This window comes from Streptomyces sp. NPDC086147 (genome assembly GCF_040702165.1).
GTDB lineage: Bacteria > Actinomycetota > Actinomycetes > Streptomycetales > Streptomycetaceae > Streptomyces.
Window position 1 is genome coordinate 46304 of the sequence record NZ_JBFBJO010000013.1, and the last position, 24907, is coordinate 71210.

22 protein-coding genes and 1 pseudogene are annotated in these 24907 nt (G+C 74.6%); 12 read left to right on the forward strand and 11 right to left on the reverse strand.

The genetic code is table 11. From position 1 onward, the window contains the following. Nucleotides 1–85 precede the first annotated feature (85 nt). Entirely contained in the window at nucleotides 86–1279 is a 1194-nt protein-coding gene (locus AB0398_RS24970) for a cytochrome P450 (RefSeq protein ID WP_366377851.1), read from the forward strand. After that, entirely contained in the window at nucleotides 1276–1500 is a 225-nt protein-coding gene (locus AB0398_RS24975; protein WP_366377852.1) for a ferredoxin, read from the forward strand. Before AB0398_RS24970 ends, AB0398_RS24975 begins: the two co-directional genes overlap by 4 nt. A gap of 150 nt (nucleotides 1501–1650) precedes the next feature. On the opposite strand, the gene AB0398_RS24980 is transcribed toward AB0398_RS24975, so the two are convergent. From AB0398_RS24980 to AB0398_RS24990, 3 genes are all read right to left on the reverse strand, one after another. Continuing rightward, complete coding sequence (locus AB0398_RS24980) at nucleotides 1651–2025, reverse strand: hypothetical protein (protein WP_366377853.1); 375 nt, start codon at nucleotides 2023–2025, stop codon at nucleotides 1651–1653. Nucleotides 2026–2154: 129 nt separating this feature from the next. Further along, entirely contained in the window at nucleotides 2155–2490 is a 336-nt protein-coding gene (locus AB0398_RS24985) for a metalloregulator ArsR/SmtB family transcription factor (protein WP_366377935.1), read from the reverse strand. Between the two features lie 262 nt (nucleotides 2491–2752). After that, nucleotides 2753–3298, reverse strand: a complete 546-nt coding sequence (locus AB0398_RS24990) for an EF-hand domain-containing protein (RefSeq protein WP_366377854.1) — start codon at nucleotides 3296–3298, stop codon at nucleotides 2753–2755. 312 nt (nucleotides 3299–3610) lie between these two features. Between AB0398_RS24990 and AB0398_RS24995 the strand changes: the two genes are divergently transcribed. From AB0398_RS24995 to AB0398_RS25010, 4 genes are all read left to right on the forward strand, one after another. After that, nucleotides 3611–5092, forward strand: coding sequence for a hypothetical protein (locus tag AB0398_RS24995; protein WP_366377855.1), 1482 nt, complete (start codon nucleotides 3611–3613; stop codon nucleotides 5090–5092). Nucleotides 5093–5337: 245 nt separating this feature from the next. Next, entirely contained in the window at nucleotides 5338–6612 is a 1275-nt protein-coding gene (locus AB0398_RS25000) for a MoxR family ATPase (protein WP_366377856.1), read from the forward strand. 212 nt (nucleotides 6613–6824) lie between these two features. Next, nucleotides 6825–8027, forward strand: coding sequence for a VWA-like domain-containing protein (locus AB0398_RS25005; protein ID WP_366377936.1), 1203 nt, complete (start codon nucleotides 6825–6827; stop codon nucleotides 8025–8027). A gap of 128 nt (nucleotides 8028–8155) precedes the next feature. Next, nucleotides 8156–8527 (forward strand): ClpX C4-type zinc finger protein, encoded by a 372-nt coding sequence (locus AB0398_RS25010; protein ID WP_366377857.1) that lies wholly within the window; start codon nucleotides 8156–8158, stop codon nucleotides 8525–8527. Nucleotides 8528–8551: 24 nt separating this feature from the next. On the opposite strand, the gene AB0398_RS25015 is transcribed toward AB0398_RS25010, so the two are convergent. The 7 genes from AB0398_RS25015 to AB0398_RS25045 form a co-directional block, all read right to left on the reverse strand. Further along, a complete protein-coding gene (locus AB0398_RS25015) occupies nucleotides 8552–9169 on the reverse strand; it encodes a hypothetical protein (RefSeq protein WP_366377858.1) in 618 nt (205 codons plus the stop codon). A gap of 75 nt (nucleotides 9170–9244) precedes the next feature. Then, on the reverse strand, nucleotides 9245–10006 hold the full coding sequence (locus AB0398_RS25020) for a hypothetical protein (protein ID WP_366377859.1): 762 nt from the start codon (nucleotides 10004–10006) through the stop codon (nucleotides 9245–9247). Between the two features lie 60 nt (nucleotides 10007–10066). Beyond that, nucleotides 10067–10753, reverse strand: coding sequence for a hypothetical protein (locus AB0398_RS25025; RefSeq protein WP_366377860.1), 687 nt, complete (start codon nucleotides 10751–10753; stop codon nucleotides 10067–10069). 287 nt (nucleotides 10754–11040) lie between these two features. Continuing rightward, a complete protein-coding gene (locus AB0398_RS25030; protein ID WP_366377861.1) occupies nucleotides 11041–11853 on the reverse strand; it encodes a universal stress protein in 813 nt (270 codons plus the stop codon). Between the two features lie 102 nt (nucleotides 11854–11955). Continuing rightward, complete coding sequence (gene abc-f / locus AB0398_RS25035) at nucleotides 11956–13623, reverse strand: ribosomal protection-like ABC-F family protein (RefSeq protein ID WP_366377862.1); 1668 nt, start codon at nucleotides 13621–13623, stop codon at nucleotides 11956–11958. Nucleotides 13624–13784: 161 nt separating this feature from the next. Continuing rightward, nucleotides 13785–14987 (reverse strand): serine hydrolase domain-containing protein, encoded by a 1203-nt coding sequence (locus tag AB0398_RS25040; RefSeq protein ID WP_366377863.1) that lies wholly within the window; start codon nucleotides 14985–14987, stop codon nucleotides 13785–13787. Nucleotides 14988–15211: 224 nt separating this feature from the next. Then, the gene (locus AB0398_RS25045) at nucleotides 15212–15643 is read right to left on the reverse strand and encodes a subtilase-type protease inhibitor (RefSeq protein ID WP_366377864.1); all 432 of its coding nucleotides are present in this window, start codon (nucleotides 15641–15643) and stop codon (nucleotides 15212–15214) included. 391 nt (nucleotides 15644–16034) lie between these two features. Between AB0398_RS25045 and AB0398_RS25050 the strand changes: the two are divergent. The 6 genes and pseudogenes from AB0398_RS25050 to AB0398_RS25075 all read left to right on the forward strand — a co-directional run bounded on the left by AB0398_RS25050 (nucleotide 16035) and on the right by AB0398_RS25075 (nucleotide 22697). Next, a pseudogene (locus AB0398_RS25050) lies at nucleotides 16035–16107 on the forward strand. A gap of 75 nt (nucleotides 16108–16182) precedes the next feature. Next, entirely contained in the window at nucleotides 16183–17319 is a 1137-nt protein-coding gene (locus AB0398_RS25055; RefSeq protein WP_366377865.1) for a gala protein, read from the forward strand. After that, complete coding sequence (locus AB0398_RS25060) at nucleotides 17316–18986, forward strand: ankyrin repeat domain-containing protein (RefSeq protein WP_366377866.1); 1671 nt, start codon at nucleotides 17316–17318, stop codon at nucleotides 18984–18986. Before AB0398_RS25055 ends, AB0398_RS25060 begins: the two co-directional genes overlap by 4 nt. Then, nucleotides 18983–20167 carry an AAA family ATPase gene (locus AB0398_RS25065; RefSeq protein WP_366377867.1) on the forward strand — a complete coding sequence of 395 codons (1185 nt, stop codon included), beginning with the start codon at nucleotides 18983–18985 and terminating at the stop codon, nucleotides 20165–20167. Before AB0398_RS25060 ends, AB0398_RS25065 begins: the two co-directional genes overlap by 4 nt. A gap of 13 nt (nucleotides 20168–20180) precedes the next feature. After that, nucleotides 20181–21365, forward strand: a complete 1185-nt coding sequence (locus AB0398_RS25070) for a VWA-like domain-containing protein (protein WP_366377868.1) — start codon at nucleotides 20181–20183, stop codon at nucleotides 21363–21365. Between the two features lie 123 nt (nucleotides 21366–21488). Next, nucleotides 21489–22697, forward strand: coding sequence for a glycosyltransferase (locus AB0398_RS25075; protein WP_366377937.1), 1209 nt, complete (start codon nucleotides 21489–21491; stop codon nucleotides 22695–22697). A gap of 174 nt (nucleotides 22698–22871) precedes the next feature. Here AB0398_RS25075 and AB0398_RS25080 read toward each other — a convergent pair whose 3' ends face one another. Beyond that, nucleotides 22872–24731 (reverse strand): glycoside hydrolase family 18 chitinase, encoded by a 1860-nt coding sequence (locus tag AB0398_RS25080; protein ID WP_366377869.1) that lies wholly within the window; start codon nucleotides 24729–24731, stop codon nucleotides 22872–22874. Between the last annotated feature and the right edge of the window lie 176 nt (nucleotides 24732–24907).

The window sequence follows — 24907 nt, forward strand, 5'->3', positions numbered from 1 at the left end:
CCGAACGGCGCGAACGGCCCCATTGACCGCCTCTGGCGACCACCCTAGGTTCTGTAAGCACTCGCTTACACAACGGAGGCGTCCCATGACCGCGACGACCGACCCCACTCCCCTGGCCTATCCGTTCAACGAGCCCGAAGGACTCGGCCTCGCCGAGGCGTACACCGAAGCGCTGGAGCGGCCCGGGCTGTTACGCATCCGGATGGCGTACGGCGAGCCCGCCTGGCTCGCCACCCGCTACGCCGACGCCCGCCTGGTCCTCGGCGACCGGCGCTTCAGCCGCGCCGAGTCCCTCAAGCACGACGAGCCCCGCCAGTCCGAGGCGCAGCAGGACACCGGCATCCTCGGCATGGACCCGCCCGGCCACACCCGGCTGCGCACGCTGGTCGCCAAGGCGTTCACGGTCCACCAGGTCGAGAAGCTGCGGCCCCAGGTGCGCGAGCTGGCCCACGGGCTCCTCGACGAGATGGAGGCCGCGGGACCGCCGGCCGACCTCGTGGAGTCGTACGCGCTGCCCATCCCGGTCGCGGTCATCTGCCGGATGCTCGGCGTACCGGAGGAGGACCGCCCGAAGTTCCGGGTGTGGAGCGACGCGGCCCTGTCCACGAGTTCGCTGACCGCCGAGGAGTTCTGGCGCAGCCGCGAGGAGCTGCGCGCCTACATGGCGGCGCTCGTCGAGGACCACCGGGCCCGTCCGCGCCCGGATCTGATGACCGGTCTGATCGAGGCCCGCGACACCGGCGACCGGCTCACCGAGCTGGAGCTGATCGACCTGTGCGTGGGCATCCTCGTCGCGGGGCACGAGACGACGGCCAGCCAGATCCCCAACTTCGTCCACGCCCTGCTCGACCACCCGGACCAGCTCGCCCTGCTGCGCGAGAGGCCCGACCTGATCAAGGGGGCCGTCGAGGAACTGCTGCGGTTCGTCCCGCTCGGCAGCGGCGCCGCCTTCCCCCGCTACGCCACCGAGGACGTCGAGGTGGGCGGCACCCTGGTCCGGGCCGGAGAACCGGTGCTCGTGGCGATCGGCGCCGCCAACCACGACGCCCTGAAGTTCACCGGCCCCGGGCGGCTCGACGTCACCCGCACCGGCGTCCAGCACCTCGGCTTCGGGCACGGCGTCCACCACTGCCTGGGGGCGCCGCTCGCCCGTCTGGAGCTCCAGGAGGCGATCCTGGCGCTCCTGAACCGCTTCCCCGGACTGCACCTGGCGGGGGACGTCCGCTGGAAGAACCAGATGCTGGTGCGCGGTCCGCGCGAGATGCCGGTGGGCTGGTGAGCGCGACGGGCTGGACCACCGAGGTCGACCGGGAGATGTGCATGGGCTCGGGCATGTGCGCCGGGCTCGCCCCGGACCTGTACCGGCTGGAGGGTGACACGGCGGAGGCGGTGCGTCCGGAGATCGCCGAGGACGAACGGGCCCTGGACGCCGCCGACTCCTGTCCGGCGCTCGCCATCACCGTCCGCGCGGGCGCCCGGACGGTGGGCCCCCGCCACTGACGGAGCCGGCCGACGGGAGGGGCGGGCGCGTCCTTCCCGTCGGCCGTCGTGGGCGGGCCCGTGCGGGCCGAGCCTTCAGACTTCAGGAAATCCCTTCGTAGAGAATTTCAAATTTTTGCAAGTCTTGGGCATGTGAAGGACGGAAGGGGGTCAGACCTCCATCTCCTCTTCGACGCGGCGCAGTTGGTGCCGGGCCATGGCGAGGTTGGCCTTGTGCTTGTCGAGGACGAGGTAGAGGAAGAGATTGCTCTTGCCCCGCCCCTTCCCGAGGGTGATCAGGTGGTATTGGTTGCCCAGGGTGATGAGGATGTCGTCGATCTGCTCCTGGAGGCCGAGGAGTTCCATGGTGTGGACCTTGGCCCGGATCACGTCGGTGTTCGCCGCGACCGCGACGTGGACGTCGAAGTCGCGTCCGCCGCCGAGGGACCCCAGGGTCATGCCGCTGGTGTGGTCGCCCACCGCGGCGGCGAGACTGCCTTCCACCCGGGTCATGATCTCCTTGAGAGAGACTTCCACGTTCGCCATGGGCTGCCGCCTTCCGTAGTGGATATGCCGGGCGTCTTCGCGCGCCCGGTCGGTGCGACGCTACCCACCCCGCCCGTTCGACGGAGGCGTTTCGCCCGAACACGTGGGCAGGGCAGCCCCGTCGGGCGGTCAGCGGCGGGCCGAGGCGTCCAGGTCCGCGAGGAGCGCGGCCTGGCCCTGGAGCACCCCGGTGAGGATGCCGCGCGCGACCCGGAGGAGCTCGGCGACCTCGTCGTTGACCAGGCGGTAGTACACGCTGACGCCCTCGCGGCGCGTCAGGACGAGGTTCGACCTGCGCAGCACGGCCAGTTGCTGGGACAGCGCCGCCGGCTCCACGCCCACTTCGAGGAGCAGCTCGGAGACGGCGTGCTCGCGGACGCTGAGCAGCTCCAGGACCCGTATGCGGACCGGGTGGCCGAGGGTCTTGAAGAACTCGGCCTTCAGCTGGTAGAGCGGCGTGCTCACCTCGGTGGCCGGTTCGCCGCCCGCCGCCCTGGGTGCGCGTGTTGGCACGGTGGGCCCCTCCCTGGCTACGGGCGGCCGTCGTCGATCCGCCGATGCTGTCGCCCCCACGATCCCAGACTCCCGCACCGCGGCACACCCGTCTTCGCACATCGGAGTCGCCCCCGCGCCCCCGGAGCCGCCCCCGTTTCCCTCGGAACCACCCTCGTGCCCTTCGGCGTTCCGTGCCGGGCGCGGCCGTCGAGCGGAGTGCCGGGCGGACCCGTCAGGTGCGGGTCGGCACCGTCCCGCACAGCTGGTTGCCCGGCTCGGCCGGGTCGTCGCTGATCCAGAACTGGACCCACAGCTCGGTGAACTCCGGCCGGCTGAGGTAGCCGTCTCCGTCCTGGTCGAGGAGGTAGAAGACGTCGGCGACGTCGACGCGCCCGCCGTGCCAGGTGTCGACCAGCCGCTGGTGCTCGGCGGGGGAGATCCGGCCGTCGCCGTTCTCGTCGACGGCGTCGAAGACGGTCTCGGCGGTCGCGGCGACGACCTCGCGCATCGTGGGCAGCAGATCCACCATGGCGAGGAGTTCGTCCAGGTCGATCCTGCCGTCCCCGTCCGTGTCCACATGGGCCGCGAGGTGGTCCCACCAGCCCAGCATGAGCGCGTCCACGCGCGCGGCCAGTTCGGAATCCGGTCGCACGCGGGGCAGGGCCCTCCAGCGTTCCGCGAGGGCCCGGAAGTCGCCCTGGTCGAGGTAGCCGTTGTCGTCGGCGTCGAACGCGCGGAACATGCCGACGAGCTTGTCGCGCTGGAACTCACTTGCCACGGTGGGCCTTTCTGTCGCTGTCCCCGGCGATCCTGCCCGTGGAGGGTCGCGCCCCAACGGCGCCCGGTGGCGCGAGGGGGCGTGCCCGCGGCCCCGCTCGTACGCCCGGTGCTCCGCGCGCCCCGTTTGACCGCCCGGGATCACCCGCGAGGGTGAGAGCCGTCCGCCGGGTGTCGTCCGACCTCCGGAGAACCGCCTTTCGCCCTCCGAAAAAACCGCAGGTGGAATCGAACGGCGTCGGGTTACGATGCGGGGGATGAAGAACTTCTCCTCGTACCGATTGGGGGACTCGTTCACGCAAGGTGAGTGCTGATGGCACACCACCTCGCGAACGAGATTCCGACCCGCCTTCTGATGTGGCAGCGCGTACGCCGGTACGCCGTGCCACCGTCCATGATCGAGACCGCGACCGCACGCCGTGCGGTCGGTGACTGGGCGGGGGCCTGCGCCGCCGCCCGCATCGACGTCGACTTCGATCTGCGCGCCGTGGCCGACCGCCACGGCACTGTTCGAGCAGCTCGGCTCCGTGCCGATCTGCGGCGCCTGGCACCGGACCTGCTCCGCTGGCACATGCCCCGCATCACCCCCGACGGACGGCTCCGGCCCGGTCTCACCACGGTGCTGGCCCGTTACGGGGACGCGGGTGCCGTGCCGCTGAGCCTGGTGGTCCGCACCCCGCCGGCCTGGGCGGACGCCGGACAGCGGATGTCGCTCGCCGTGTGGGAGGGATCCGGGAACGACGTTCCCGGCCGCACTCCGTACGTCCACCCGCACCCGCATCCCGACCGGCGCTTCCGGCTCGACCTGCACCGGCACCTCTGGGACGCGGAGCGGGCCGGTGACCTGGCGCGGCGGTGCGGCGCGGACGGACCGCCGTCCACGGCGCCGCCGCCCGCGTGGCTCGACGCCTCCTTCGCCCGGGACGGCTCCTGGGCGGTCGCCCGGTGGGCGGCCGAAGCGGAGTCGCTGTCGCGGGCCGAGGGGTTCGGCCCGCGCGGGGCCTTCACCGTACGGTCCGGTGCGGGGCGGCGGGCCGTGTTCCGACTCGTCGCTCCCGACGACGGCCACGTCCCGGTCCTCGCACCGCGGCGGGAGCCGTTGCCGCAGCAGGTGGTGGCGGCGCTTCCCGTACTGCCGGAGGCGGCGGCCCGGACCCTTCCCGACCTGGAGCTGCTGCGCGCGGGGCTGATCACGCCCGAGCGGCTGCACCCCCTGGTCGCCGGGGCCCTGGCGGGGTGCGTCCCCGCCGTCCCTCCGGTGGCGTCCGGTCTCTTCCACGAGCCCGACGATCCGCACCGGGTGGAGTGCCGGGGCGAGGTCCACCGGATCGCGCTGAGGAACGGGGTGCTGGCCGCGATCGACCACGATCCGGTCACTCTGCGCCGGGAGGAGCTGCTCGTGGCCCTCGGCGGTCCGGCGCTGCCCTGCCTGCGGGTGATCGACGGGGTGCACCGCAGCCCGGAGGCCCTGCCCGCGGTCCGGGAACGGCTCGGACACGGCGACGTCTCCGGGGCGCTGGCCGTCGTGACGGGTCTCCTCGGTCCCGACGCGGTCCTGCGCGACGGCCCGCTCCGGGAGGAGCTGGTGTCCGCCGCGGCCCGGCGCGTCGACCACGGCCTCTTCCGCGCGGGCCTCGTGCCCGAACACCCCGCCGCCGGTGTGGGCGCCGGCGCGGCGGACGGCGGAAACGCCTCGGAGACGGGCCGGCGTCCCCGGCTCGACCGCCGCACGCCCCAAGTGATGCGCCTCAAGCGGAACGGCCTGTCCCGGCCCCGGACCGCGCTGTTCCGGTGACCGGCTCGCCCACTCTCCAACCCCTCTGAACTGCTCCGATCCCCCTCGGGGTCCTTCCGGACTCTTACAAGTTCCTCCGCCCTCTTACGAGTTCCTCCGGACCCTTCCGCCCTCTTGAGTTCTTCCGGCTTCCGGGCTCCTCCGCTCCCCGGGCTCCTCAGCCCGTACCGCGCTTCGAGCGCTTCCATGTCCCACACCGTCCGGGACGGGTCGTCCCGTTCCCTCGATCCCCTCAGGTGATGCCCATGACGTTCAGTACCCCCGTGCCCGCCCCCGTCCCCTCCCCCGCGGTCGGCACCCGCCTCGCCCTGGCCGACGACCTCCTCGGACTCCTGCGGACGACGACGACCGAGCCCCGTCCCGACGAGCAGCTCGAAGCGCTCACCCTGGCCGTCGCCGCCGACCTGCCCGTCCTGCTCTGGGGCGAACCCGGCATCGGCAAGACCGCGGCCCTGACCCAGCTCGCCGACTCCCTCGACCTGCCGCTGACCACCGTCATCGCCAGCGTCCACGAGCCGTCCGACTTCTCCGGGCTGCCCATCGTGGGCGACGACCCGGAGGTGCGGGGGGTGCCGATGGCCCCGCCGCAGTGGGCCGTGGAACTCGTGCGCGCCGGGCGGGGCCTGCTCTTCCTCGACGAGCTCTCCACCGCCACCCCCGCCGTGCAGGCCGCGCTGCTCCGGGTCGTCCTGGAGCGGCGGGTCGGCACGCTGCGGCTGCCGCCGGGCGTGCGGATCGTGGCCGCCGCCAACCCCCGGGCGTCGGCGGCGGACGGATGGGAGCTGAGCCCGCCGCTGGCCAACCGGTTCGTGCACCTGTACTGGGTGCACGACCAGGAGGTGGTGGTCCGCGGTCTCGGCGGGGTCTGGCCGCGGGCGGAGCTGCCCCGGCTGGCTCCGGAGAGGCTGCCGGAGGCGGTGGCCTTCGCCCGCCGCGCGGTCTGCGGCTTCCTGAAGGTCCGGCCGACGCTGATCCACCGGCTGCCGAGCACCGAGACGCGGCGCGGGGGCGCCTGGCCCTCGCCCCGGAGCTGGGAGGCAGCGCTGACCCTCCTCGCCTTCGGAACGGCGGCCTCCGTGTCGCGGGAGGTGCTGGCGCTGCTGGTACGGGGAGTGGTGGGGGACGGTCCGGGGCTCGAACTCATGGCCCATCTGGACCGGATGGACCTGCCGGACCCCGAGTCGCTGCTGGCCGATCCGGCCTCCGCCGAACTGCCGGGGCGCGGCGACCTGCGCCAGGCGGCGCTTGAGGCGGTGGTGGCCGCCGTCGGCGCGCGCCCTGAGCGGGAGCGGTGGGAGGCCGGCTGGGCCGTGCTGGTCCGGGCCCTGGAGACCGGTGCCCCGGACCTGCTCGTCGCCCCGGCGACGACGCTGGCCGCGCTGCGTCGCGACGACTGGGAGATCCCCGCGTCGGTGGAGCGGCTTGCCGGAGTGGTCGGTCTCGCCCGGCGCGCGGACCGGTCGGTGGGACGGGCCACCGCCGCGGCCGGCGCCGGGCGTACGGCGGGGGCGCACCGATGACGGGGACCGCGCGGTCCCGGGCGCCGCACCGGAAGCTCCCGCCCCCGCTCCCCCGTCCGATGGCCCCTCTCCCGCCACCGCGCCCGGTGCGGGCCACCGCGTCGATACGGCCGGGCGATTACGGCGGGCGGGGCGGTTACGGCGAGTCGGCCGGGCCCGACGGCGTGTCCCGTTCCGGCGGGTCGGCCGGTGCGGCCGGACCCGCCCTGGACATTGACAAGTTGCTGGCCGCCCGGCTGCACGCCGTCAAGGTGCGGCCCTATCTGGCGGGTGCGCTCTTCGCGTTGCACGTGGTGGAGGACCGTTCGGTGCCGACGATGGCGGTGGACGCGTACTGGCGCTGTTACGTCTCCCCGCGCTTCGTGGCGTCCACTCCGGTGGAGGAGCTGGCGGGCGTCTGGGTGCACGAGGTCTCCCACCTGCTCCGGGACCACCACGGCCGGGGCGAGCGGTACGCGAAGGAGTCCGGCGAGCACGGACCGGGAGAGCGGCTGCGGCGCAACATCGCCGCCGACTTCGAGATCAACGACGACATCTACGGCGACGGGCTGATCCGGCCGGCCGGAGCGGTGCTGCCGTCGCTGCTGCGGCTGCCCGAGGGCCTGCTGATGGAGGAGTACCTGCGGACGGCCTCGCTGTCCGGGCTCGCCGGCCTGGCCTGGCTGGACTGCGGCAGCGGCGCCGACGGCCACGGGCGGCCGTGGGAGCTGGGGCCCGACGGGGCCCACGGGCTGAGCAGGCAGCAGCGGGACGCGGTGCGCTTCCGGGTCGCGGAGGGCATCAAGGGCCGGCCGGGCGACGCGCCGGAGGGGTGGCGCCGGTGGGCGGAGGAGGCGTTCCACACGCCGCAGCCGTGGCGGCGCCTGCTGGGGGCCGCGATCCGTTCGGCCGCGGGGGCGCCCGGGGTGGGTGAGAACCACAGTTACCGGCGTCCGTCCCGGCGTTCGGCCGGTGTCCCGGACGTGGTGCTGCCGAGCCTGCACCGCATGCCGCCCAGGGTCTGCGTGGTCATCGACACCTCGGGGTCGGTGAGCGACGCCGAACTGGGCGGCGCGCTCCTGGAAGTGGCGGCGATCTCGCGGGCGGTGGGCGGGCGGCGCGACCTGGTCTCGGTGATCTCCTGCGACGCGGCGGCCGGTGTCGCCGTGCCGCTCTGCCGTGCGGAGAACATCGAGCTGATCGGTGGCGGCGGCACGGATCTGCGCTCCGGTTTCGCCCGGGCGCTCCGTGCCCGGCCCCGCCCGGACGTCATCGTCGCCCTGACGGACGGCCAGACGCCCTGGCCCTCCGCGCAGCCGCCCTGCCGCACCGTCGTCGGCCTCTTCCCACGGTGCGCCCGCGCCGTGAACGAGGAGGACCCCGACTACGTCCCCGACACGCCCCCCGCCTGGGCACGCGTCGTCACCATCGGCTGACGCCCGGCCACGTGGCGCGCGGGCGCCGGGCAGCGCGTCCACTCCGCTTGTCAGGCCGTCCCTGACGTCCTTAAGCTGGCCGTCAGGGACGGCCTGACAAGCGGGTCGTCGGTGGAGGAGGTTGCGCCGTGCTCGCCGAAACGACGGACCGGGACGGCCGGGCGTGCTCGTTCTGCGCCAAGCCCGAGGCGGAGGTGACCAAGCTGGTCGCCGGGCCCGGGGTGAACATCTGCACCGAGTGCGTGGACCTGGCCGCCTCGATCGTGGCCGAGTACCGGCCGGGCCCGACCGAGCTGCGGATGCCGATGTGGGGCGAACTGACCGATGCCCAGATGCTGGAACGGCTGCCGCGGGTCGCGGCCGTCGCCGACCAGATCGAGGCCGATCTGCGCATGTGGGTCACGGAACTCCGGCGGCGCGGCGTGACCTGGGCCAGGATCGGCCAGGCCCTCGGCATCACCCGCCAGTCGGCCTGGGAACGGTTCTCCGGGGAGGAGTGACCCGGGAGCGCCGTCCGCCCGCGGTCAGCCTTCCCGGCCCGCCGGCCGTACAAGGCCCCGGAACGGCCGGAACCGGAGCCCTGCGGCCGGTTCGTCCTCGAAACCGGTGAGCACGAGGAGCTGCCGTCCGTCCTCGGCGACGTAGAAGCACTCCGTCACCGCGTTCGGGGAGGCCGGGAAGGCGGGGTCGAGCCCGGCCCGTGCGTCGGCGAGCGAGCGGGCCGCCCCGGCGTCCTCGGTGTCGTACCACGTCGCGGTGAAGCAGCGGGCGGTTCCGTCGTTCCGGCGGGTGAGGCGGTGGGGGGCGTAACGGCCCGGCGGGCCGGCCGAGTAGAGCGCCTGGACGGCGCTGCCGAGGGTCTGCTGGTTGCGCGGGTCGGCGGCGAAGGCCCGGTGGGCTCCGGAATCCGTCCACTGGGCGAAGTTGAGGATCGTCCGGCCGTCGGAACCCGCCAGGCAGTGTCGCGCCAGGTACGCGGCCGGCAGCCGGGCCTCCTCCCAGGCGTCCATGACGCCGGACATGACCTTCTGCTGCTGCTCGGGTCCTTCGGTGTGCCACAGGGACGCCAGGACGAGGCCCGCGTCCGGACGGGTGGGGTCGGGCAATGCGGTCGGCCGGAGGCCGGTGACGATGTCGGTCATGCCATCAGCCTCCGACCTCGACTGCGGTTGAGGTCAAGTCCCTTGATCGCTCGGGCCTTTCGCCCCGGGCAGGGGTCAGGCGGTCGGGGTGATCAGGTCGCTCAACGGCTGGGCGGAGTCGGTGCCGGAGTGGCCGAAGGGGGCGTCGAAGCTCCAGACGAGGAAGAGCAGGAAGACCACCAGGGAGCTGAAGGTGGTGGCCAGCAGCAGTTCGCGGGCGGAGCGGCGGATCTGCAGGGTGTAGAGCAGGCCGAGGGTGACCACGGCACCGGCGACAAGACCGAACCAGACCGCGCCGGGCAGCGTGGTGCCGGCGCTGTCCAGGCGCTGGTGGCGGGCGTCGTCGGCGGCGGCGACCTGGTCGAGCAGCGGCTGGTAGGCCTGGGCCTGCAGTTCGTCGGCCGGGGTGTGGTGGGCGATGTCGCTGCGGATGCGGCCGAGCAGGCTCGCGCCGGTGGTGTCGACGGGCACGCCGTCCTTCATGGCGGGCCATTCGCTGGTGACGGCGTGCCGGGCGTAGGCGTCGATGTGCTCCTTGACCTGGGCGCGGAAGGCCGCCGGGTAGACGTCGAGCCGCTGGTCGATCTCGTACAGGGCCTGGGCCTCGCGCTGGACGGTGTCCTCGGCCGCGCCACGGGCCTCCCACACGCCGGCGATCGCCAGGCCGAGCACGATGGCGTAGACGACGCCGACCATCATGACCATGTACTCCAGGACGTCCGGGGTCTCGGAGGTGTCCTCGTCCACGTCCACCCGGCGGTGCCGCATGACGGTCGTCGCGATGACGAGCAAGCAGACCAGGACTGAGGCGAGGGTGTAGACGAGCCATTCCGGCACAGCGCAACTCCAGGACGGATGAGGGGAGAAGGAGGGAGGGGGAAGGAGGGGTGCCGGGCGTCAGGCGCGGCTGCGGCGGCGGGACCCGGGGCGCAGGGCGGCCGCGGCGAGAACGCCCGGGAGGGTGATGACGACCGTGGTCATGGTCGTCGACATCCCGGCCGGGGCCGGACGGGTGGGGCCGCCGGTGTAGTGCAGGCGCGGTACCCAGCGGAAGGCCTGCCGGACCTTCGCCGGAACCGGAGCAGAGGCCGAGTTCGGAGTCGAGGTCGTGGTCGGGGCCGGGGTGGCGTCGGGCACCGGGTCAGCCGGGGGCGCGAGCTCCTCGACGGACTCGATGCGCTCTACGGGCCTCGGCGCGGCGGCTCGGGGTGCCGCGTGGCGGGCGGTCGACGGAGCCGGCCGGAGCGGGGACGTCACGATCGGCTCGACCGCCGGCGCGGGCGAGGACGGTGCCGGGGGTCGCGGCGCGGGTGCGGGCGCGGGCGATGGCGGTACCGAGGGGCGCGGTGCGGGCGGAGGTACGGGCGCCTGCGGCGCCGAGGAGTGGCAGGCGGACGGGAGGGCGGACGCCGGCCGGGGCGGTTCCGGGTGGCCGTGGCCCATGTCGACCCACACGTCAGGAGCGCACACCACCAGGTGGTCGGTGGTCGGGGTGTGCTCCATGACGACCGTCGCGCCGCCGTGCTGAGGCAGCGGGCACAGGGCCGCCGCGGCTCCCAGACCGACACTGATCCAGCCGCCCATCGGCAGTCCTTTCCCCGCTACGACCCGTTCCCGTACGCCACCGGCCGTCCGAAAGGAGCGGAGGCGTCGTCGCCGTGAGGTGGCGACACAGCGAGTAACGATCATGGATGGGGCAGGTCACGGGCTGTTTTTCGCGAAGAGGACCGAAGACGTGGTCTTTCACCGGAGCGGAGGAATCAGCCAGGCGTTCGGCTCTCGTCCTGTCGCCCGAGAGGGTGACTCGCCGTCGTGCCGCGGGCGGTCCGAAGCCTGTCCGGCGGACCCGGCCATGATCCGCCGGACACGCCCTACGCCGCCCGGCGGACGGTGACGACGGGGCAGTGCGCGTACGTCATCGCGGCCTGGCTCACCGAGCCCAGGAGCAGGCCGGCGATGCCGCTGCGACCGCGGGCGCCGACGACCAGCAGTTGCGCCGCCCTGCTCGCCTCGATCAGGACCTCGTGCGGCTTGCCGTCCACCAGGTCGCGTCGGACGGTGACGTCCGGATGGGTGTCCGCGCGGCCGGCGAGCGCGCGGGCCAGCGAGCGCGCCGCGGACTCGGAGGTCGTGTCGGGCGCGGCCTTGTCCGGCTGCCAGGCGTGCACCGCCACGAGCTCGGTCCGGCGCCGCGCCGCCTCGGCGAAGGCGACGTCGACGGCCTCCTCGCTGTCCGGAGAGCCGTCGACCCCCAGGAGGACCGGCCCCGTGCCGCCGGACGCCCCGTGCTCCTCGCGGACGGTCATCACGGGGCAGTGGCTGCGGGCGGCCAGGGACACCGGGGTGGAGCCGAGGAGGACGCCCGTGATGCCGCCCAGTCCCCTGGAGCCGACGACCATCAGGTCGGCGGCCTGCGACTCGGCCTCCAGCACGTGGATCACGTCGCCCGTCACCACGGCCTTGGTCACCGCGAGGTCGGGCGCCGTGCCGAGGGCGTGGACCGCCGCCTCCTGGACCAGGGTCGCGGAAGCGGGGTCCGGCACCACGTACCTGGGCTTGATCGGGACCTCGACGTGGACCACGCGCAGCTTCGCACCGCGCAGCGCCGCCTCCTCGGCGGCCGCCTCCACGGCGGTGAGGCTCATCGCCGAGCCGTCCACCCCGACCACGACCAGATTGCTCATAACTGGCTGCTCCACTTCAAGCTGCGGGTTCCCAGCCTCGCCCCGTCGGCATGCCGCTGCAATTCCTGCGCCCCCGCGCAGGAGGGACCGGGCCCGTCCGGGTCAGCTCCTGCGCCCCGCGCGCAGCTCCAGCCGCTCCCCTTCGAAGCGTGCGCGGAAGCCGTCGTCGTGCGAGACCGCGACCACCGCCCCGGGGTACGCCGCGAGCGCGTCCTGAAGGTCCTCGACCAGGTCGAGGGCGAGGTGGTTGGTCGGCTCGTCGAGGACGAGGAGGTCGGCGGGCCGGGTCACCAGGGTCGCGATCTGGAGCCTCCGCCGCTGTCCCACGGACAGGGCGGCGACCGGGACGTGCAGGTCCTCCTCGCGGAACAGGCCCAGGGACAGGAGCCGTTCGGCGTGCTCGTCCGGCGCTCCGGGCCGTCCGGCGGCGAACGCGGCGAGCAGCGGGAGTCGCGTGGAGCGCGCGGGCAGTTCCTGCGCGAGACAGCCGATCCGGGCGGGGCGGCGTGCCGTGCCCGCGTCCGGCTCCAGGTCGCCCGCCAGGACGCGCAGCAGCGTCGTCTTGCCCGCGCCGTTCTCGCCCGTGACCAGCAGCCGCTGCCCGGGCGCGATCGTCAGGAGTCCGTCCAGGCGCAGCCGCTCCCCGACCCGTACGCCGTCGAGCTCGGCGAGGGGGCCCGGGGCCGGGCCGTCCGCCGTCGGGAGCGCCGTCGAAAGCGCCGTCGTGAAGCGGAGCGGCGCCGGGGGCTTCGGCACCGGGTGGCGGCGCAGCCGGGCCAGGTGCTCCCGGGCGGAGCGCACCTGGCCGCCGAGCTTGGCCTCGCTGGACCGGCGGTGCTTGCCGAAGCCCTGTTTCGGGTCGCGGCCGGCGGTGGAGAGCCGCCTCGCCGCGGCGTCGAGCAGTTCCTCCGTGCGGGCCACCTCCTGGGCCCAGTCGGCGTACCGCTGCTCCGCGCCCCGCCGGGCGGCGGCCTTCGCGGAGCGGTAGCCGGACCAGCCGTCGCCGTACCGGCGCACGGTGCGCTCGTCGCGGTCGACCTCCAGGATCGTGGTGGCGACGCGCTCCAGGAAGGCGCGGTCGTGGGTGACCGCGACGACGGTGCCGCGGTGGGCGCGCAGTTGTTGCGCCAGCCAGTGGGCGGCCGCCGCGTCGAGGTGGTTGGTCGGTTCGTCCAGGAGCAGCAGTTCGGGGGCCGCGGCCAGGACACAGGCGAGCGCGAGCCGTGCCTGCTCGCCGCCGGACAGGGAGCCGAGCGGGCGGTCGCGGGTGATCCGGGCGAGGCCGAGGGCGTGTGCCGCGGCGTCCACCCGGGCGTCCGCCTCGTATCCGCCGCGCTCCTCGTACGCGACGAGCAGCTCGCCGTAGGCGGCGAGTTGCTCGTCCGACGCGTCCGCGAGGGTCTCCTCCGCCGCGCGGAGCCTCCGCTCCATGGCGCGCAGTTCGGTCAGGGCGAGGTCGACGGCGTCCTGCACGGTGTGGGCGGCGTCGAGGTCGAGGGTCTGGGCGAGGTGGCCGACGCCGCCGGGGAAGGCGACGGTGACCTCCCCGGCGTCCGGCGTCTCGGCCGCGGCGAGCAGCCGCAGGAGGGTGGACTTCCCGGAGCCGTTCTCGCCGACGACGGCGGCCTTCTCGCCCGGTCGGACGGTGAGGGAGACCTGGTCGAGGACGGTCCGGGTGCCGTAGGACTTGGTGGCGTTCCTGACGGAGAGCTGCGCCACGGTGGGAACGGGAGCCGTGGCGGGCAGGACGGTGGGGGCGCGGTGGCGCATGGGGCTTTCCTCGGGGGTACGAAGGGTCTGCGGTCGGCAGAGACGGCGGCGTCGGCCGTGCCCGGACTCAGACGAAGAAGAGGAAAGCCATGCCCCCACCGTAATAAGACGCGCCGTCTCGTCTCCAGCGGTTTGTTGCGCGCCCCGGACGGGGGCGGGGCTCAGCGCCGCAGCAGGGCGCAGACGAAGTTCTCCTGGACGGCGCGGACCTTGGCCAGCAGCTCCGGCTTGAGGCTCTTGCTGGTCTGGGTGTTGATCGAGAAGGTCAGGGACCGCCTGCCGTCCGCCGTCGCGGCGGCGAGCTGGGTGTAGCCGGGGAAGTTGCCGGTGTGGCCGTAGACGGTGCCGCACCGGGTCTCGTACCGGAAGATCGCCAGGCCGCCCGCGTTGGTTCCGGGTCCGGCGGGCTCCGAGGCGGCGCCGGGGATGAAGCGGCGCTGCTGGTTCCGTACCTCCTCGGAGAGGTAGCCGCGACCGCCCGCCCAGGCCCGGACGAAGGCGTTCAGGTCCTCGGGGGTGGCCACGATGCCGCCGGAGGCCCACACGCCGGAGGCGCTGAGGGCCTCGCTGATGTCCTCGGGCGGGGCGGGCGGCATGACGTCGTAGCCGTGCAGGTACGGCCTCGGCATCCGGTAGCCCTGCGGGAGGAGGGTCTGCCGGAGGTCGAGGGGCCGGTACACGAGCTGTTCGAGCAGTTGCTCGTACGGCCGTCCGGTCACCGCCTCCGCCATCAGCGCGACGGCGATGTTGTCGGAGTTCGAGTACGCGTACCGCGACCCCGGCGGGAAGAGCAGGTTCCGGTCGGCGACGAAGTCGAGCAGCCGGCGCGAGTCGAAGCGGTGCCTCGGGTCCGCGGTCAGGATCTCCAGGAACGCCGGGGCGGTCGAGAAGTCGGGCAGCCCGCTGGTGTGGCTGAGGAGCTGCCGGAGGGTCACCTTGTGCCAGGCCTTGGGCAGGGCGGGGAGGCGGCGGCCGATCGTGTCGTCCAGGCCGAGGCGGTGCCGGTCGACCAGGCGCAGGGCGACCGCCCCGCTGTACGCCTTGGAGACGCTCGCGAGGCGCATGTACTCGTCCGCCCGGGGCGGCCTGCCGGTCCTCGTGTCGGCCACGCCGGCCCGGTGGACCGTCGTCCGGTCGCCCGTCTGCATCAGGACGATCACACCGGGCGGCCCGCCGGCCGTCCGGACGAGGTCGTCGAGCTGCCGTTGCAGAACCTTGTCCGGGGACGGGGGCGTGCCGGTCGCCTGCGCGGCCTGGCCGGCGCCGCCCAGCGCCAGGGCCCCCGAGAGGGCGCCGACGAGGGCGGCGACGGCCAGGCGCAGCCGTGCGCGCGGGCGGGAACGGGCTCCGGGGCGTGCCGACACGGGGGCTCCTTCTCGGTGGGGCGCCGGGCGTCCGGCGCGTGGGGTCCGGCCCCAGCATCGGACACCCCGTCATCCCGCGCCTTCCCGCTGCTCCATCCGGCCGAGGTCCCGGCTCCGGCTCCGGTCCCGCCCCGTCCCGTATCGCGAACCGTCGCGCCTCGCGAGCCGTCCCCGTCACGGGCCCCCGTCACGACCCGCCTCCCCCGCCGTCGGCCGACGCGCGCTCAGAACGCGAAGGCTTCCCCGCCGTTCAGGGTGACGCCCATGATGCAGGCGTTGGAGAAGGTGTGCTGCCAGGACGTGCGGGTCCCCTCCCAGACGCCGTCCACGGTGACGGTGACGGGGTCGAAGTGCTGCGGGCACGCCCGGTCGGGGTTCGGGGAGGCCAGCAGGCCGTCGAACCCGCCGCCCGCGAACCGGGTCTTGAGTTCGGTGCAGGCGGCCTCCGGGTCGGGGTGCGTGCCGCCGGGGCCGGGCATGCAGCTGAGCGTGACGGCGCGGAGGACGGTGACCGGGCCGGAGTCGGCGCCCTTGCCGACCGAGAGGACGACGGCGGAGGGGGCGTACAGGCTGGTGGAGCCGGCTTCCGCGGCACCGGCGGCGCCGACGAGACAGAGAAGGGTGGCCGCGAAAATTGCGGCGGAACGACGAAGCACGGGAAGATTCTCTTTCGTATCGAAGGAAGTGAGCGGTGTTTCTCCTGCGATTCCCGCTCATCTTGCGCTTCGGAGTGTGTCTGACACGCAGAGCTACCGCACCTTCACGACCGTTATTCGGACACTCGGGCTCGGTTATCGGTGATCGAGAAGGCGTCGTGGCAGTTCAGACGTGGTGCGGGGAGCCGTCGGCACGGCCCCGCACGCGCTCCGCGCCGGACGGTTCCCCCTCGTCGGCGGTCGCCGACCTGCTCGCATACGCGTCCGGTTTACCGAACGGCCATTCAGTACGGCCGATTACCGACGCTCCGGACGGCGGCCCCGGGGGTGGAAGCGGCCGTCAAACTGGTGATCGATTACCGGTCGTCGGGCGCGTATGATCACCGGCAGCAAGGCCGTAGCGCAGAGGTCGTCGCGCCCACGCATCGAGCTGGAGGACGTCGGTTCGAATCCGACCGGTCTTGCGTCTGCTTCCGCAGTTCTCGTCTTCAGGCCGTGACGGACGCCGGGCACCGGCGCAGGAAACCGGTGGAGTGGTGATGACCCAGCCGACACCCGTGCGGTGCCCCGCGATCGAGCACCCCGACCTGCCTCCCGCCGATCCGGCCCGCCTCGATCCGCTGCTCGCCCGGCTCGCGTCGGACCGGCCCGTCGAGACCGACGAGGCCTTCCCGCTGGGCACCCTGCGCACCGACGGCCGCGTCGACCTCTGCAAACAGGGACTCGGCCCGGCCGGCGCGGCCCGGCTCCTTCCGGCCGCCACCGCCTCCGCGCACGCCGCCCACCTGCTGCTCGGCACCAACGCCATCGGCGACACGGGGGCCGCCTCCCTGGCCGGGGCCCTCGCCGGCGGGCACGGGCTGCGCACCCTCTACCTCGGCTGCAACCGGATCGGCCCCGAAGGGGTCGGCGCGCTCGCCGCCGCCCTGACGGGCGACACCACCGTCCGCGCCCTCTGGCTCAAGCGCAACCCGCTCTTCGAGGACGGCGCCCGGATCCTGGCCGCGCTCCTCCGCCGCAACACCGCCCTGCACACCCTCGACCTGGTCAACACCGGGATCGGCACCGGCGGCGTACGCCTGCTGCTCGACGCGCTCCTGGAGCGCGAACGGCCCCTGGAGCGGCTCTTCCTCGGCGGCAACGGCCTCGGCCCCGAAGCCGCCCCGCTCCTCGCCGCCCTGATCCGGCAGGCGGGGGTGCGCGAGCTGTACGTCTCCGCCAACCACCTCGGGGACGAGGGCGCCGCGGCCCTCGCCTCCGCCGCGGACGGCTCCGCGCACCCGGTCCGCCTCGGCCTCGGCGGCAACGGCATCGGCGCCGCCGGAGTGCGCGCCCTGGCCGCCTCCCTCGGCGGCGTCGAAGCGCTCGACCTCGGGCGGACCCTGTCGGAGCGCAGCCTCGGCGCCCCCGGCAACGAGCCGGGCGACGCAGGGGCGTACGCCCTGGCCGCCGCCCTCCCCGGCAGCCCGCTGCGCCGCCTGGAACTGCGCCACACCGGCCTCACCGGACGCGGCGCGAAGAGCCTGCTCGCGGCGGTGCCCGCGGACGGTCCTCTGGAGTACGTCGGCCTGGGCCCCGGCCTGCCCCGCCGCGTGAAGCGCTCCTTCTCCGCGCGGCTCCGCCCGTCCCGGCCCGCCCACCCGGACCTGCGCGCCATCGGCAGCGTGTACCGGTGAGCGCGGAGAACGCCGGACCGCACGGCGGTTTCGGTCCTGAGGACGGTCCGGTGTGGCAGCGGATCCGGCGCTACGCCGTGCCCGGCTGGATGATCGAGCGGGCCACCGGGCACCGGCTGGCCGGTGACTGGCGGGCGGCCTGCGCGACCGCCGCCGTGGACGTCCGCTTCGAGCTGCCCGAGGTGGCGGCCCGCCACGGCGCCGACGTGGCCGCCGACGTGGCCGAGGACCTGCGGCACCTGGCCCCGGACCTGCTGCGCTGGCACCTGCCGCGGGTCCTGGGCGGCCGCACCACCCTCGCCACCGGCCTGAGGATCCTGCTCGCCTCCTACGGCGGCCCCGGAGGGCCGGTCCTCTCGGTCACCACGCCCGCCACGACCGAGGGCCCGCAGCGGCTGCGCCTGCACTGCGCGCCGCTCGTCCCCGAGAAGCGGACCCGGTACGCGGGGCTCGCCCTCGTCCGGGAGGACTGGACCGTGATCCGGCCGTTCTGGGACGCCCGGCACGCGTCCGAGCTGGGCGAGCGCTTCGCCGTCCCGGACGGCCTCGCCGAGCGGGTCGCCCGGCTGCGCGCCGAGGGGAGGACGGTCGAGGTCTACGCGGCGGCGGGCATCGAGTGCGACCTCACCGAGCCCGCCACGCGGCCGTACCAGCGCCCGACGGACCCCGAGGCGGTCTTCGCGCGACTGGCCGCCGACCTCACCCGGCTCGTGCCGGAGGTGGCGCGGCTCGCGGCGGCCGGCGCGGGAGGCCCCTACCGCATCGAGAGCGGCTGGTGGTCCCCCGTCGTCCTCGAACGCACCGTGACCGGTGGGCTGCGGGCCCGGACCGTCGAGCGGCGTGCGGCGTCGACCGTCCCGGCCCTGCCCCGGTACACCTGGCAGCGGCTCCCCGACCTCGAACTGGTGCGGACCGGCCGGATCTCCCCGCACGCCCTGCACCCGCTGGTCTCCGCCGCGCTGTTCCCCGGCGCCGGACCGGCGGCGGGTCCGCCCGCCCCCGACGCGGGCGGGCCGGTACGGGTGCGCTGCCGCGGCGAGTGGCACGAGGTGCGCTCGCGGGGCGGGGCGCTCGACGTGCCCCACACCCCCGAGGAGCAGCGGCGGGAGCGTGCCCTGCGGGCGTTCGGCGGCGCGGTGTCGGGGTGCTTCGCCGCGCAGCGGTCCTGGACCACGGGCGAGGGACGGCTGCCGCGCGCCCTCGGGGAGCAGCGGCGCGAGCTCTTCCTGCGGGCCCAGCACGGCGACACGCCGGGCGTGGTGGCGCTCCTCGACGCGGGGGTGGACCCCCGGGTCCGGGACACCCGCGGCCGCGGGCTGCTGCACTCGCTCCACCTGCTCGACCACGACGCGCTGCTGCCCCGGCTGCTGGCGGCCGGACTCGACCTGGAGGCGCGGGACAAGGAAGGGCGCACCCCGCTGCTGTCCGCCGTGCACTGGGGCGGTTCGGCGGAGCTGGTCGGGGCCCTGCTCGCGGCCGGCTCCCGGATCGACGTCGTCGACGGGACGGACCTGTCGCTGTCCCAGGAGATCCGCCGCTACAAGCGCGCCGACCTGGCCTTCCTGCGGGACCGCGTCGACGAGGAGTTCCCCGAGCTCGGCTCCAGGGGGTTCGAACAGCTCCTGGAGCACCGCGCGGAGAACGAGCACGACGAGGACGAGGCATGAGTACGCTCCGGGCCCTGGCGGCCGCCGACGCCCTGGGGGCCCTGCTCGGCGCCACCCGCACCGAGCCGGCCACCGATCCCCAGGTGGAGACGCTGGCGGTGGCGGTGACGGCCAATCAGCCGGTCCTGCTGTGGGGCGAGCCGGGCATCGGCAAGTCCGCCGGCATGGAGCGGCTCGCCGCCGCGCTCGGCGTGCGGCTGGAGACCGTCATCGCCAGCGTCCACGAGCCCTCCGACTTCGCCGGGCTGCCCGTCGTGGGCGAGGACCCGGCCGCCACCGGCGTCCCCATGGCCCCGCCGGACTGGGCGGTGCGCCTCGCCCGGACCGGTCACGGACTGCTGTTCTTCGACGAGTTGTCCTCCGCCCCGCCGGCCGTGCAGGCGGCCCTGCTGCGGGTGGTCCTGGAGCGCCGGGTCGGCAGCCTCGAACTCCCGGCGGCCGTACGGATCGTCGCGGCGGCCAATCCGCCCGCCAGCGCCGCGGACGGCTGGCACCTGAGCCCGCCGCTCGCCAACCGCTTCGTACACCTGGAGTGGCGGCACGACCCGCGCACCGTCGCCCGCGGCATGGCCGGCACCTGGCCCGAGGTGGCGATCCCGGCCGTCGATCCCGCCAGGGTCCCCGGAGCGGTCGCCCGGGCCCGCGGCGCCGTCTCAGGTTTCCTCACCGCCCGTCCGGGCCTGGTCCACCACATGCCGGCCGAGGCCGCCGGGCGGGGCCGCGGCTGGCCCTCCCCCCGCACCTGGGAGATGGCCCTGCGGCTGCTGGCCACGGCGTACGCGGCCTCGACGGGCCGGGAGGCGCTGGCCGCCGCGCTCACCGGCGCCGTGGGCGAGGCGGCCGGGATCGAACTGCTCTCGTACCTTGAACACCTCGACCTGCCCGACCCGGACCGGGTCCTGGCCGATCCGGACGCCTTCGCGCTGCCCGAGCGCGGCGACCGGCAGCTGGCCTTCCTCATCGCCGTGGTGGCGGCCGTGCAGGGCGACCTCACCCGGTCCCGGTGGGAGGCGGCCTGGGCGGTCCTCGCCAAGGCCGTGGACGCGGGCGTGCCCGACGTCGCCGCCCGCGCCGCCGCCGACCTCGCCGCGATGCGCGACCTCGACTGGCCGGTGCCCGCCGGCATCGACGCCTTCGTCGAGCTGCTCCGGCTGTCCGGCTCGCTGCCGGGCGGCGAGTGAGCGGGGGGCCGCCGTGCGCCCGGCCCTGGACCGCGCGAAACTGCTGGCGGCCCGCTACCGGGCCGCCGAGGCCCGTCCGTACCTCGCCTCCGCGCTGTACGCCCTGACGGTGGTCCCCTCGGCCGGGGTGCGCACCATGGGCGTCGACCGGCACTGGCGCTGCTACGTCTCCCCCGCCTTCGTCGAGGCGACCCCGGTGGTCGAGCTGGCCGGGGTGTGGGTCCACGAGGTGGCCCACCTGCTGCGCGACCACCACGGCCGGGCCGGGCGCCTGCCCGCCGCCGACCAGCGCGATCCGGTCCGGCTCAACATCGCGCAGGACTGCGAGATCAACGACGACCTGCTCGCCGACGGCCTCGTCCTGCCCGAGGGCCGGATGGAGCCCCGGCTCTACGGGCTGCCCACGGGCGGCCTCTTCGAGAGCTATCTGCCGGCGATCCCTCCGACGCCCCACGGGCCGGACTGCGGTTCCGGCGCGCACGGCGTCCCCGCGCCCTGGGAGCTGAGCGAGGACGGGGGTCCCGCCCGGGTCGGCCCGGTGGAGGCGGAGGCGCTGCGCCGGCGGACCGCCGAGGCCGTACGGGCCCACCGGCGCGCCCGGGGCCGGGTCCCCGGGGGCTGGGCCCGGTGGGCCGAGGAGCTGCTGGAGCCCACCGTCGACTGGCGCCGGGTCCTGGCGGGGACGGTCCGCGAGGCCGCCGCATGGGCGGTCGGCGCGGTGGACTACACGTACCGCCGTCCCTCGCGCAGGACGCCCGCGCTCGGCGGCCGGGTGGTGCTGCCCAGTCTGCGCAGGCCGCTGCCCCGGGTGGCCGTCGTCATCGACACCTCGGGGTCGATGGGTCCCGACGAGCTCGCGGCCGCGCTCGCCGAGGTCACCGGTGTCCTGCGGGAGGTGGGCGTCGGCGCCGACCGGGTCGCCGTCCTCGTGTGCGACGCCGACGTGCACGCCGTGACCCGGGTGCGCAGTGCCGGCGAGGTGTCCCTGACCGGCGGCGGGGGCACGGACATGCGGGTCGGCATCGGTGCGGCGCTGGCCCTGCCCGACCGGCCGAACATCGTGGTCGTGCTCACCGACGGGTACACGCCGTGGCCGGACGAGACGCCGTCCTGCCGGCTGATCGCCGCACTGGTCGGGGACGCCCCGCCCGCGCCCCCGCCCTGGGTGGAGACCGTGCGCGTCGCGCCCGTCGCGTGAGCGGACCGCCCGTGAACGGCGGCGGGCGGCCCGGGGAGGACCCCGGGCGCGGTGGCGCCGTCGGCAGGTCCTCTGCCGCGCTTCTCTCCGGTGGGCCACACTGGCGGGGTGCGCATCGTGATGATGACGGCGGGGTCGCGGGGCGACGTCGCGCCGTACACGGGTCTGGGGGCCGGTCTCGTACGGGCGGGGCACGAGGTGACGCTGGCCACGCACGCGGTGTTCGAGCCGCTGGTGGACGGTTCGGGGGTGCGGTTCCGTCCGCTGCCGGTGGATCCCAGGGCCGAGCTGCACTCCGAGCGGGGGCGGCGGCTGCACGACGCGAGGACCGGCGCGGGGAAGCTCGTACGGCTGGTCTCCCTGGCCCGCCGGGCGGCCGACGAGATGACGGCCGCCCTGGTGGAGGCGGCCCGGGAGGGCGACGTCCTGCTGGTCGGCGGAGCACTGGGGCCACTCGGGTACGCGATCGCCGAGCGCCTGTCGGTGCCCGCCGTGGGACTGCACCTCCAACCGCTGCATCCCACCGCGGAGTTCCCCGCCCCGGTGCTCGGGACGCGGTCGCTGGGGGCGGTGGGGAACAGGCTGAGCGGGCGGGCCGTCATGACGTCGGTGGAGCTGGTGTCCGCCGGTTCCGTCCGGTCGCTGCGGCGGCACGGACTCGGGCCGGCGGGCCGGTCCGGGGGCCGTCGGGCGCGGACCGTCCTGCACGGCTACAGCGAGCTCGTCGTCCCCCGCCCCCGGGACTGGCCGGCGGGGCTGGAGACGGCCGGGTACTGGTGGCCGCACGTGACCGGGCGGCTCTCCCCGGAGGTCGAGGACTTCCTCGCCGCCGGGCCGCCTCCGGTCTTCGTCGGTCTGGGCAGCGCCACCGTCCCCGATCCCGGGCGGGTGAGCCGCGCGGTCGTCACCGCGCTGCGCGCGGCGGGGGTGCGCGGCATCGTCCAGCGGGGCTGGGCGGGCCTCGACGCCGGGGGCGACGACCTCCTGGCCGTCGACGAGGTGCCGCACTCGCTGCTGTTCCCCCGGACCGCCGCCGTCGTCCATCACGCGGGGGCCGGTACGACCGGCGCCGTCCTGCGGGCCGGGGTGCCCGCCGTGCCGGTGCCGGTGCAGTTCGACGCGGCCTTCTGGGCCTCCCGGCTGACCGCGCTGGGCACCGCCCCGGAGGCGGTGCCGCTGCGTCGTCTCACCTCCGGCTCCCTGACCGCCGCCCTGCGCCGGGCGACGGCGGACGCCTCCTACCGCACACGGGCGCACGCGCTGGCCGATCGGCTGGCCCGGGAGGACGGCGTCGCGCCGGTGCTCGCCGCGCTCGACCGGCTGGCGCGCTGAGGCGGGGCACTCTCCGCTCTCGTTCGCCCCGGGGACGCGACAAAAACCGGGGAGGCGGCGAAACCCCGAGGGCTCGCCGAAACCCGGGGCGCGACAAAAGCGTCCCGCCCGCCCCCTGATCGGGGCGGGCGGGACGGACGTGCGGGTGCGGACCGTCGGGGCCCGCTCGCCCTGCTACTTCAGGCCGTTGCTGATCGCCTTCACCAGTTCGCCGTCGACGGTGTCGCCGTTGAACTCCCAGAAGAAGGCGCCGCCCAGGCCCTGGCTCTTGGCCCAGGCCATCTTGGTGGTGACGGTGGCCGGGGTGTCGTAGCTCCACCAGTCGCTGCCGCAGTGGGCGTACGCGGTGCCGGCGATCGTGCCGGTGGCCGGGCAGGTGGTCTTCAGGACCTTGTAGTACTGGTTGCCCGGCTCGACGCCGGCCGCCGGGCCGGTCGCGGTGCCGCCGGGGGCGGACTGGGTGACGCCGGTCCAGCCGCGACCGTAGAAGCCGATGCCGAGCAGCAGCTTGGAGCCGGGGACGCCCTTGGCCTTCAGCTTGGCGATCGCGTCCGCCGAATTGAAGCCCTGCGCGGGGATGCCGGGGTACGAGGTGAGCGGGGAGTGCGGGGCGGTCGGGCCCTGCGCGGCCCAGGTGCCGAAGTAGTCGTACGTCATCACGTCGTACCAGTCGATGTACTGGGCGGCGCCGCCGTAGTCGGCCGCGTCGAGCTTGCCGCCGTTGGAGCCGTCGGCGGTGATGGCCGCGGTGATCAGGTTGTTGGCGCCGAACTTGGCGCGCATGGCCTGCATCATGTTCTTGATCGAGGCCGGGCCGCTGGTGTCACAGGTCAGGCCGCAGGCGTTGGGGTACTCCCAGTCCAGGTCGATGCCGTCGAAGACGTCGGCCCAGCGCGGGTCCTCGACCAGGTCGTAGCAGGACTGGGCGAAGGCGGTCGGGTTCTGCACGGCCTGGCCGAAGCCGCCGGACCAGGTCCAGCCGCCGAAGGACCACAGGACCTTGATGTGCGGGTACTGGGCCTTGAGCTTGCGGAGCTGGTTGAAGTGGCCGCGCAGCGGCTGGTCCCAGACGTCGGCCTTGCCGTCGACCGACTGGTCGGCGGTGAAGGACTTCTCGTAGTCGGCGTAGGCGTCGCCGACCGTGCACTTGCCGTTCTGCACGTTGCCGAAGGCGTAGTTGATGTGGGTGATCTTCGACGCGGAGCCGGAGGTGACCAGGTTCTTCACCGTGTAGGGGCCCCAGTTGGTGAAGTAGCCCAGGTTGATCTTGCCGCCGCCGGGGTTCTCGCCGCCACCGCCGCCGGTGGTGCGGACCGCGGTGGAGGCGGAGGCCGGGCCGGTCTGGTCGGCGGTGTCGCGGGCGACGACCGTGTAGGCGTAGTCGGTGCCGGCGGTCAGGCCCGTGTTGGTGTAGGTGGTGCCGGTGACCGTGGCGACGGTGGCGCCGTCGCGCTTGACGTCGTAGTTCTTGACGCCCTTGTCGTCGGTGGCGGCCGCCCAGGTGAGCTTCACCGAGGTGTTGGTGACGTCGCTCGCGGTGGGCTTGCCGGGCGCGGAGGGGGCGTTGTCGCCCGGCTGGGTGGAGCCGTCGCAGGCGGCGCCGTTGAGCTTGCAGCCGCTGGGGGCGCCGGTGCCGGCGCCGTTGAACCCGAAGGAGATGGACGCGCCGGGGGCGAGGGTGCCGTTCCAGCCGAGGTTCTTGGCGGTCCAGTGGTTCGCCGAGTTGGTGACGGTGGCGTCCCAGGCGGAGGTGACCTTGGTCCCGGTGGGGAAGTCCCACTCGACGGTCCAGGAGGAGAGCGTGGTGGTGCCGGTGTTCTTCACCGTCCACTGGCCCTCGAAGCCCGAGCCCCAGTCGGACTTCTTGGTGTAGGTCGCGGTGGCCGAGGCGGCCGCCTCGGCGGGGGCGGCGAGTCCGACCATGGCGGCCAGGGGGAGGAACAGTGCGGTGACGCCCGCGACGGCTCTGGCCCGTCCGCTCCGGGTGACGCTCCGCGGCAGCCGGGTTCGGCGGCTGGGTGTTTCGGTGCTCAACGATGCTCCTCGGATGGGATCCGGGACACAGGCGGCGATCCGTGACCCGCACGCCCTGCGTCGCCCTGAGTACGTGGTGCCCCGCCCTGCGCTCACCGCAGTGCGTCCCGGCGACACTAAGAAGGTCTGGACCAATCGTCAAGAGGTCTGGACCAGATTCCCCGATCGATCGGAGG